A 10,133-nucleotide genomic window follows, 5' to 3' on the forward strand; every position below is an offset into this window, starting at 1 on the left:
CGACCCGCTGCCGCCCGCCCCGCCGCCCGGCGGGTCGTCGTCGCGGGTGAGGGACCAGGTCAGGAGGGAGCCCGTGGCGAGCAGAGCCGGGCGACGTCCTCCCGGGTGGGGCGGGCGGGCAGGGTCACGACGAGCGGTTGACTGGTGTCCACACCCCTCTGACCGTCGGCGTGCCCGGAACTCATCGCCAGAGGCGTGACCGGGCACCGCCGTTCACGTGAGGGGGAACTCGGCGGTGTCGAGGGTGAGGTCGAAGGGGGCGGGGAGGTGGATCTCCTCGCCGAACGGGACCGCGCGGAGCACGCGGTAGACGTCTCCCTTCGGCTCACCGTAGAGAGTCACGGTGGGCCCGCCGGGTGCGTGCCGATCGATGAGGAGGTAGAGCGGCACGCCGGCCTCGGCGTATCCGGCTGCCTTCGTGATCCGGTCGGTGCTCGCGGTGTGCTCCTCATTCGGTCGTCACCGATCCCAGCATGCCGAACGGGGCCGGTGGGGGTCCACCGGCCCCGCTCGCCCGAAGGTGTCAGAGGAATATGCCGCCCTACGCGATGCGGTCCAGGACGATCGGGTTCGGGGTGAAGGCCGTGCCCTCCGGCGCGATGTCCCACGCCTCCGTCAGGGACTTCAGGGCGTAGTCGAACTTCTCCGGGGTGTCCGTGTGGAGGGTCAGCAGCGGCTGGCCCGCCGTCACCGTGTCGCCCGGCTTCGCGTGGAGCTCGACGCCGGCGCCCGCCTGCACCGGGTCCTCCTTGCGGGCGCGGCCCGCGCCCAGGCGCCAGGCGGCGATGCCGACGTCGTACGCGTCGAGGCGGGTGAGGACACCGGTCGACGGGGCCGTGACGACGTGCTGCTCGCGGGCGACCGGCAGGGTCGCGTCGGGGTCGCCGCCCTGGGCCGCGATCATCCGGCGCCAGACGTCCATCGCCGAGCCGTCCTTGAGGGCCTTCGCCGGGTCGGCGTCCTTGATGCCGGCGGCGGCCAGCATCTCGGCCGCGAGGGCGATCGTCAGGTCGACGACGTCCTTCGGGCCGCCGCCGGCGAGGACCTCGACCGACTCGCGGACCTCCAGGGCGTTGCCGGCGGTGAGGCCCAGCGGGGTGGACATGTCGGTGAGCAGCGCGACGGTCTTCACGCCGCTGTCGGTGCCGAGACCGACCATCGTCCGCGCCAGCTCGCGCGCGTCCTCGATGTTCTTCATGAAGGCGCCGGTGCCGACCTTGACGTCCAGGACGAGCGAGCCGGTGCCCTCGGCGATCTTCTTCGACATGATCGAGGAGGCGATGAGCGGGATGGCCTCGACCGTGCCCGTGACGTCGCGGAGCGCGTACAGCTTCTTGTCCGCCGGAGCCAGGCCGTCGCCCGCCGCGCAGATGACCGCGCCCGTGGTGTCGAGGACGTGCAGCATCTCCTCGTTGGAGAGCAGCGCGCGCCAGCCGGGGATGGACTCCAGCTTGTCGAGCGTGCCGCCGGTGTGGCCGAGGCCGCGGCCGGAGAGCTGCGGCACGGCCGCGCCGCAGGCCGCCACGAGCGGGGCGAGCGGCAGGGTGATCTTGTCGCCGACGCCGCCGGTGGAGTGCTTGTCGGCGGTGGGGCGGGAGAGCGCGTCGAAGTTCATGCGCTCGCCGGACGCGATCATGGCGGCGGTCCAGCGGGCGATCTCCGTGCGGTTCATGCCGTTCAGCAGGATGGCCATGGCCAGGGCGGACATCTGCTCGTCGGCGACCACACCGCGGGTGTACGCGTCGATGACCCAGTCGATCTGCTCGGGGCTCAGCTCGCCCTTGTCCCGCTTGGTGCGGATGACGGAGATGACGTCCATGGTGTGCCTCTTTCTACGCGCATAGAGGGGGGAGGAAAGGGGAGCGACCCTCCCATCGTGCCGGAAGGGTCGCTCCGAGGTGTTACTTGACGAGGTGGTCCGGACCGAAGGCCTGCGGAAGCATCTCGGCGAGGGTCAGGAACCCCGCCGGGGTCTCCAGGACGAGCTCGGAGCCGCCGAACTCGTACAGGAGCTGTCGGCAGCGCCCGCACGGGACCAGGGACTCGCCCCGGCCGTCCACGCACACGAAGTGCGTCAGGCGCCCGCCGCCGGTGGCCTGGAGCTGCGAGACGAGCCCGCATTCGGCGCACAGGCCGAGGCCGAAGGAGGCGTTCTCCACGTTGCAGCCGGAGATCACCCGCCCGTCGTCCACGAGGGCCGCCGCGCCGACCGGGTAGCCCGAGTACGGGGCGTACGCGTGGGACATCGCCTCGCGGGCGGTCTCCCGGAGGAGGTCCCAGTCGGGCGCCGGCGTCACTTGCCCTGGCCCTTCCGGTAGGGCAGGCCGTCCGCCTTCGGCATCCGCAGGCGCTGCGCCGAGAGGGCGAGCACCAGCAGGGTGGTGATGTACGGGGCGGCGTCGACGAACTGGCTCGGGACCTCGTCGGTCAGGCCGTACCAGAGGAAGAAGGCCGCGGAGAAGGCCGCCGCGATGACGGCGACCACGTACTTCTTCTTGTACAGCTGCCACAGCGCGGCGATCACCAGGAGCACCGCGACGAGCAGCAGCAGGGCGTGGACGTTCTCGGCGCCGCCGCGCAGCTTGAGGCTGTCGGTGAAGCCGAAGAGGCCGGCGCCCATGGCCATGCCGCCGGGCATCCAGTTGCCGAAGATCATCGCGGCGAGACCGATGTAGCCGCGGCCGCCGGTCTGGCCCTCCTGGTAGATGCCGGTGGAGACGATCGCCAGGAAGGCGCCGCCGAGGCCGGCGAGGGCGCCGGAGACGGCGACGGCGATGTACTTGTACTTGTAGACGTTGACGCCGAGGGACTCGGCCGCGACCGGGTTCTCGCCGCAGGAGCGCAGCCGCAGGCCGAAGGCCGTGCGCCAGAGCACCCACCAGGTGGCCGGGATGAGCAGGACGGCCACGATCGTCAGCAGCGACAGGTGGGTGACCAGGCCGCCGAGGATGCCGGCGAGGTCCGAGATCAGGAACCAGTGCTTCTGCTGGAGGTCGACCAGGCCGTCGGAGAGCCCGGGGATGGTGATGTCGGTGATCGGGTCGATGCGCGGGGACTGCTTGGAGGAGCCGCCCTCGGCCTTGTCGAAGGTGAAGTTCGACAGGTACTGGGTGAAGCCGACCGCCAGGATGTTGATGGCCACACCGGAGACGATGTGGTTCACGTTGAACGTGACGGTGATGATCGCGTGCAGCAGACCGCCGAGCGCGCCGCCGAGGATGCCGACGACGACACCCGTCCACGGGCCCCACTGGTAGCCGGCCCAGGCGCCGAACCAGGTGCCGAGGACCATCATGCCCTCGAGACCGATGTTGACGACGCCCGCGCGCTCGGACCACAGACCGCCGAGGCCGGCCATGCCGATCGGCACGGCGAGCTGGAGCGCGCCAGAGACCTGGCCGACGGAGGTGAGGTCGTCGGCTCCGGAGACGACCCGGACCAGCGAGAAGAGCACGAGGCCGGCCGCGACGATCAGCAGGATCCAGGGCCAGGTCAGCTTGCGGCGGCCGGCCTTCTTGGGCGCGGCGCTCGGCTTGGCAACGGTGCCGGTGCTCATGCCGCCACCTCCTTGTCGGTCTTGATGGCGCCGCCGGCGGCGAGCTCCTCGCCGACCTTCTGCTGCTGGCGGCGGAGGCCGTAACGGCGGACGAGCTCGTAGGAGACGACCACGGCGATCACGATGATGCCCTGCATGATCTGCGTGATCTCCTTCGGGTAGCCCTCGACGTCCAGCGTCGAGGACGCCTTGTCGAGGAACGCGAAGAGGAGGGCCGAGAAGAGGATGCCGACCGGGTGGTTGCGGCCGAGCAGGGCGACGGTGATGGCCGTGAAGCCGACGCCGACCGGGAAGGCGAGGCTGTACGTGTGCGACTCGCCGAGCAGGATCGGCATGCCGGACAGGCCGGCGAGGCCGCCGGAGATCAGCATCGAGGTGAGGATCATCTTCTTGGCGTCGACGCCGCTGGCCTGGGCCGCGGACTCGCTCTCGCCGGTGGCCCGCAGGTCGAAGCCGAAGCGGGTGCGGTTGAGGACGAACCAGTAGACGACGCCGAGCGCGAGCGCGACGAAGGTGAAGCCGTAGATCTGGCCGCCCTCGCCCATGTCGATGCCGGGGAACCAGCCGGACTCGGCGATCTGACCGGTGGTGAGGTCGTTGGAGCCGGCGGGCTGGACGCCGAAGTTCTTCGGCAGGATCAGCCAGGCCACCAGGGAGGTGGTGATGGCGTTCAGCATGATCGTGGAGACGACCTCGGAGACGCCCCGGGTGGTCTTGAGGATGCCCGCGATACCGGCCCAGAAGGCACCGGTCGCCATCGCGACGACCACGATGAGCAGGATGTGCAGCGGACCGGGCAGCTCGACGGCGGCACCGACCACGGCGGAGAGCATCGCCGCGAGGCGGTACTGGCCGTCGACGCCGATGTTGAAGAGGTTCATCCGGAAGCCGATGGCCACGGCCAGGGCCGCCAGGTAGTAGATCCCGGTCTGGTTGACGATCAGCACCTGGGTGTCGGAGAACTCGGCGTTCTCGATCATCAGGCGGATCGGCTCGATCGGGTCGAGGCCCGTCGCGAGCAGCACCAGGACGGTGAGCACGAAGGAGGTGACCAGAGCGAGCACGGGGCCGGCGGCCCCGATGATCAGCTTGTCCTTGTCGATTTTCATCATCGGGCGTCACCGTCTTCGGACTGCTCTTCGGTGCCTTCGAGGCGGCCGGTGGCTGCGCCGGTCATGGCGGAGCCCAGCTGCTCGGGCGTGATGGTGGCGGGGTCGGCGTCGGCGACCAGCTTGCCGCGGTACATGACCCGGAGCGTGTCGGACAGGCCGATCAGCTCGTCGAGGTCGGCGGAGATCAGCAGCACCGCGAGGCCCGCGCGGCGGGCGTCCCGGATCGCGTCCCAGATCTGCGCCTGCGCGCCGACGTCCACACCGCGGGTGGGGTGGGCGGCGATCAGGAACTTCGGGTTGTGGCTCATCTCGCGGCCGACGATCAGCTTCTGCTGGTTGCCGCCGGAGAGGGAGGCCGCCGTGACGTCGATGCCGGGGGTGCGGACGTCGTACTCGCGCACGATCCGCTCGGTGTCCTTGCGGGCGGCCTTCGGGTCGAGGACGCCGCGCTTGGAGTTGGGGGCCTCGGTGACGTGGCCGAGGATGCGGTTCTCCCAGAGGGGGGCCTCCAGGAGCAGGCCGTGGCGGTGGCGGTCCTCGGGGATGTAGCCGATGCCGCCCTCGCGGCGCTTGCGCACGGAGACCTTGGAGATGTCCTCGCCGTCGAGGGTGATGACGCCCGCGTCGGGGGCGGCCATGCCCATCAGGGCCTCGATGAGCTCGGTCTGGCCGTTGCCCTCGACACCGGCGATGCCGAGGATCTCGCCCTTGTGGATGGTGAGCGAGATGTCGTCGAGGAGCTTGCGGCCCGCGCCGATCTCCTGGACGGCGACCGCGCCGGACGGGTCCGGCGGGGCGGCGGTGGTGAGCGGGGCGGCCGCGGCGGCGCCAGCCTCGGTCAGGGTCAGGCCCTCGACCTGGAGCATCGGAACGTCCGTGACCGTCGACTCGCGGGTCTCCGGCGAGGGCAGCTCGCTGCCGACCATCAGCTCGGCGAGCTGCTTGGTGGTGGCGGTCTTCGGGTCGGCGGTGCCGACCGTGGTGCCCCGGCGGATGACGGTGATGTCGTCGGCGACCTTCAGGACCTCGCCCAGCTTGTGCGAGATGAAGATGACGGTGAGGCCCTCGGACTTGAGCTCGCGCAGGTTGTCGAAGAGCGCGTCGACCTCCTGCGGGACCAGGACGGCGGTCGGCTCGTCGAGGATGAGGATCTTCGCGCCGCGGTAGAGGACCTTGAGGATCTCCACGCGCTGCCGCTCGGCGACGCCGAGGTCCTCGACGAGCGCGTCGGGGCGGACCCCGAGGCCGTAGGCGTCGGAGATCTCCTGGATCTTCTTCCGCGCCTTGGCGCCGATGCCGTAGAGCTTCTCGCCGCCGAGGACGACGTTCTCCAGGACGGTGAGGTTGTCGGCGAGCATGAAGTGCTGGTGCACCATGCCGATGCCGCGGGCGATGGCGTCACCGGGGGTGGAGAAGGTGACCTGCTCGCCGTCGACCGCGATGGTGCCCTCGTCCGGCTTCTGCATGCCGTAGAGGATCTTCATGAGGGTCGACTTGCCGGCACCGTTCTCGCCGATGAGGGCGTGCACGGTGCCCTTGCGGACCGTGATGGCGATGTCCTTGTTGGCGACGACGCCGGGGAAACGCTTGGTGATGCCGTGCAGTTCTACGGCAGGGGGGCTGGACGCGTTGATGACGCACTCTCCTTGGCCGGAAGGAGTGGGAGCGGGGAGGGCAGGGCGGGGCGAAGTTATCGTGCCAGGGAGACATCTACACGCGTAGCGCTGCCGAAAAATGAAAACCTGTACGGGAATGGGGCCGGGGCCCGGGATCCGGTGGGGGTGCCACCGGATCCCGGGCCCTCGGCTCAGGTCGTGACCTGGGTGTCCTTACGGAGCGGTCTTGACCGTGATCTTGCCGTCGACGATGTCCTTCTTCGCCTTGTCCACCGCGGCGATGAGGTCCGTCATCTTCTTGTACGCCGGGTTGGAGTCGGCCAGGCCGACGCCGTTCGCGGCGAGGCCGTAGCGGACCTCACCGGTCTGCGGCTTGCCGTCCTTGACCGACTTGATCAGGTTGAAGACGGAACCCGAGACGTCCTTGGTGACCGAGGTCAGGATCTGGTTCTTGTACGAGGCCAGACCCGCCTGGTTGTACTGGTCGGAGTCGACGCCGATGGCCCACTTGCCCGCGGCGGAGGCGGCCTCGATGGCGCCGGAGCCGGCCAGACCGGCGGCGGCGTAGATCACGTCGGCGCCCTTGTCGAGCTGGCCCTGCGCGGCGGCCTTGCCGAGGTCGGGCTTGGAGAAGCCGTCGAAGTTCGGCGGCTGGGTCAGGTACTGGACGAGCACCTTCGCCTTGGGGTTGGTGGCCTTGACGCCCTGCGTGAAGCCCGCCTCGAACTTCTTGATCAGCGGGACCTCGACGCCGCCGATGAAGCCGACCGTGCCGGACTTGGACGCCTTGGCGGCGGCGACGCCGGCCAGGTAGGAGCCCTGCTCCTCGTTGAAGACGAGGTTGGCGATGTTCGGGCCGGTCTTCGACGTGTCGTCGATGAGGCCGAAGGTGGTCTTCGGGTAGGCCTTGGCGACCTTCTCGATGGCCGGGGCGTAGGAGAAGCCGACGCCGATGACCGGGTTGTTGCCGGCGCGGGCCAGCGAGGTGAGGCGCGCGACCTTGTCGGCGTCGCTCTCGCCCTGCGACGGCTCGGCCTCGGCACCCTTGACACCGAGCTCGTCCTCGGCCTTCTTCAGGCCGGCGTAGGCGGCGTCGTTGAAGGACTGGTCGCCACGGCCGCCGATGTCGTACGCGATGGCGGCCTTGACGGCCTTCGAGCCGGAGGTCGAGCTGGAGCTCGAACCCGAGTCGTTGGACGACTTGCCACACGCGGTGACGGACAGGGCGAGCGCCGCGGAGGCGATGCCCACGGTCGTGATCCTGGTGATCCGGCGCAAGAGGAGGGTCCCTTCAAGACTGACCGAAAGCGCCTCTTCCGGCGCTGGTTTCGCGGCGATCGTAACGCGCGTAGATGTCAGTTAAAGACCCGTTCATGAGTCGTTATCGGATCGTCGCGAACCGGCCAGTCGAGGCGACCGGGGGCGTTCGGCCCGGTACCGCCGGTTATACCGCCGGGGGCGGACGTCCGAACAGGGGTCGGGAGGCGACGCGCCGGGCGCTGGGCCGACCGTGGGACGGCGGTGGGCCGGACGGGCGACCAGGCGAACCGGCCGCCCGCCCGGTGCGCCTCCCCGCCGTCCGGCCGGGGTCAGCCCTGGGGCATGGCGTCGAGGAGGGCCGCGGCCGTGAAGAGCTCCACGCCGGACTCGATGCACCGCTCGTCCACGTCGAAGTCGCCGGCGTGCAGGTCGCGGACCCGGGTGTCGCCGGGGGTGCGGACGCCGAGGCGGGCCATGGCGCCGGGGACGTGCTCCAGGTACCAGGAGAAGTCCTCGCCGCCGAGGCTCTGCTCGGTGTCCTCGATCGCGTACGGTCCGCGGCGGGCCGTCATCGCGTCGCGGAGCAGCTCGGCGACGGCCGGGTCGTTGACGACCGGGGGGACGCCGCGGACGTAGGTGACGGTCGACTTGGCCCGGTGCAGGGCGGCGACCTCGTCGATCGCGGCGTGCACCAGGTCGGGCGCGTCCCGCCAGGCGGGCAGGTCGAGGCAGCGGACGGTGCCGGAGAGCTCGGCGTGCTGCGGGATGACGTTGGGCGCGTGGCCGGCCTCGATGCGGCCCCAGGTGACGGAGAGGCCCGAGCGGGCGTCGACGCGGCGGGCGAGGACGGCGGGGACGTCGGTGGCGACCCGGGCGGCGGCGGTGACGAGGTCGGTGGTGAGGTGCGGGCGGGCGGTGTGGCCGCCGGGGCCGTCGAGGGTGATCTCCAGGCGGTCGCAGGCGGAGGTGATGGGGCCCGCCCGGAGCCCGATCTTCCCGGCGTCGACCCGGGGGTCGCAGTGGACGGCGATGATCCGGCCGACGCCGTCCAGGATCCCGGCCTCGACGACGTCGGCGGCGCCGCCGGGCAGGACCTCCTCGGCGGGCTGGAAGATCAGCCGCACGGCGTTCGGCAGGAGGCCCTGGCGGTCGAGCTCGGCGAGGACGAGTCCCGCGCCGAGGACGGTGGTGGTGTGGACGTCGTGTCCGCAGGCGTGGGCGCGGTTGGCCACGGTGGAGCGGTAGGCGACGGTCTTGACGTCGGGGATGGGCAGGGCGTCGAGATCCGCGCGGATCGCGAGCATGGACCGGCCGACGGCCCGGCTGCCGATGTCACAGAAGAGTCCGGTGCCGCCCGGCAGGACCTTCGGCACGAGGCCGGCCACCTCCAGGCGGGCCTTGAGCGCGGCGGTCGTACGGAACTCCTGGTTCCCGAGCTCGGGGTGCATGTGCAAGTCCCTGCGGAAGGCGACGAGTTCGGCGCGCAGGGGTTCGGACAGCGTTCCGGGCAGGGTGACGGAGCCTGGCTCACGGGACTTCAACTGGTTCACCCTTTGAAGGGTAGGCCCGCGGAGAGGTCAACTGCCCGTTGATCACGAGAATTTCAGCCCCTTAGGGGAAAGAATCTCGGTTTCCCAGGTATGAACCTCACTCCCAGTGGGTACGCTCAGCCGAATTCGAGCCGGTCCGTGTGATGCGTCACACGCGTGGTGAGCCGGTCGACCTCATGGGCCGCGGTGCCCGCCACACCCGCCAGAAAACCCTGCGCGCGCGGTGAGGCGGTCGCCCGCAGCCACTCGGGCGCTATCTCGACGACGGCGACCTTCACCCCCGTGCCGGCGAGGGCCAGCGGCAGGGTGTGCACGACCGTGGACGGGAAACTGACGACCGTACGCCCGATGGGCCCGCGTCGGGCTACCAGTTCCAGGGGCAGATCGGGCCGGACCACCTGGAGGCCCGTCTCGACCGCGATCCGGTGCAGCTTCTCCGCGCTCTCCCTGCGGTGGGCGAAGTAGCGGGTGGCTCCGTGGGCGCGGGCCAGCTCGTCCACCACGCGCGCGTAGTGGTGGGCGTCGACGACGCCCGTCTCGACCAGCGAGGTGCCGACCAGGTCCGCGCCGCCGGTGAGCAGCGGCGGTCCGAAGGCGCTCCGGGTCCAGGCGTACGCGTTCTCGGTGACCGTGACGCCCGGCGGGGCCTCCACGGGCAGCGAGGTGAAGATCTCGACCGTGCGGCTCCCGGCGGGGGCGAGCCGCCGCCGGGCGAGGGTCGTGACCGGGGCGAGGACCAGCTCGCGGGGGCCGAGGCCGCCCTTGCGGTGCCAGCGCACCAGGCGCTCGCCGCGGCCGAGCTGGGCGGCGAACTCCATGGTCGCGGTGCCGTCGTCGACCACCGTCAGGTGCCGGGGGGCGAAGAGGGTCAGGAGCAGCTGGACGTACCGGGAGAACGGGTCCCCGATGATCACCCGCTCCGCCGCGCGCAGCGGCCCGGCGAGCTCGCGCAGGGTGCGGACGAGCGCGCCCCGGCCGCCGCGGGCCTCCTGCCAGCGGACGGTGAGGCCCTGGTCGCGGGCCAGCTGCGCCATCCGGC

The 10,133-nt window shown here is 70.9% G+C and carries 8 protein-coding genes and 1 pseudogene; all 9 read right to left on the reverse strand.

What is annotated here, in order from left to right; genetic code table 11:
- Positions 1–213: 213 nt before the first annotated feature.
- Positions 214–429 (reverse strand): annotated as a pseudogene (locus tag ABZ318_RS37405) (Uma2 family endonuclease); the annotation flags it as partial.
- Between the two features lie 112 nt (positions 430–541).
- A complete protein-coding gene (locus ABZ318_RS37410) occupies positions 542–1,819 on the reverse strand; it encodes a thymidine phosphorylase (RefSeq protein ID WP_356906883.1) in 1,278 nt (425 codons plus the stop codon).
- Between the two features lie 82 nt (positions 1,820–1,901).
- Positions 1,902–2,297 carry a cytidine deaminase gene (locus ABZ318_RS37415; protein WP_356906884.1) on the reverse strand — a complete coding sequence of 132 codons (396 nt, stop codon included), beginning with the start codon at positions 2,295–2,297 and terminating at the stop codon, positions 1,902–1,904.
- Entirely contained in the window at positions 2,294–3,556 is a 1,263-nt protein-coding gene (locus ABZ318_RS37420) for an ABC transporter permease (RefSeq protein ID WP_356906885.1), read from the reverse strand. Before ABZ318_RS37420 ends, ABZ318_RS37415 begins: the two co-directional genes overlap by 4 nt.
- Complete coding sequence (locus tag ABZ318_RS37425) at positions 3,553–4,668, reverse strand: ABC transporter permease (protein ID WP_356906886.1); 1,116 nt, start codon at positions 4,666–4,668, stop codon at positions 3,553–3,555. The genes ABZ318_RS37420 and ABZ318_RS37425 overlap by 4 nt, the downstream gene beginning before the upstream one ends.
- Positions 4,665–6,302 (reverse strand): ABC transporter ATP-binding protein, encoded by a 1,638-nt coding sequence (locus ABZ318_RS37430; RefSeq protein ID WP_356906890.1) that lies wholly within the window; start codon positions 6,300–6,302, stop codon positions 4,665–4,667. Before ABZ318_RS37430 ends, ABZ318_RS37425 begins: the two co-directional genes overlap by 4 nt.
- A gap of 195 nt (positions 6,303–6,497) precedes the next feature.
- Entirely contained in the window at positions 6,498–7,562 is a 1,065-nt protein-coding gene (locus ABZ318_RS37435; protein ID WP_356906887.1) for a BMP family ABC transporter substrate-binding protein, read from the reverse strand.
- Between the two features lie 311 nt (positions 7,563–7,873).
- Positions 7,874–9,094, reverse strand: a complete 1,221-nt coding sequence (locus tag ABZ318_RS37440; RefSeq protein WP_356906888.1) for an amidohydrolase — start codon at positions 9,092–9,094, stop codon at positions 7,874–7,876.
- 116 nt (positions 9,095–9,210) lie between these two features.
- On the reverse strand, positions 9,211–10,133 hold a 923-nt coding region (locus ABZ318_RS37445), incomplete at its 5' end, for a hypothetical protein (RefSeq protein ID WP_356906889.1).

Source organism: Streptomyces sp. NPDC006197, from assembly GCF_040613865.1.
Classification (GTDB): domain Bacteria; phylum Actinomycetota; class Actinomycetes; order Streptomycetales; family Streptomycetaceae; genus Streptomyces.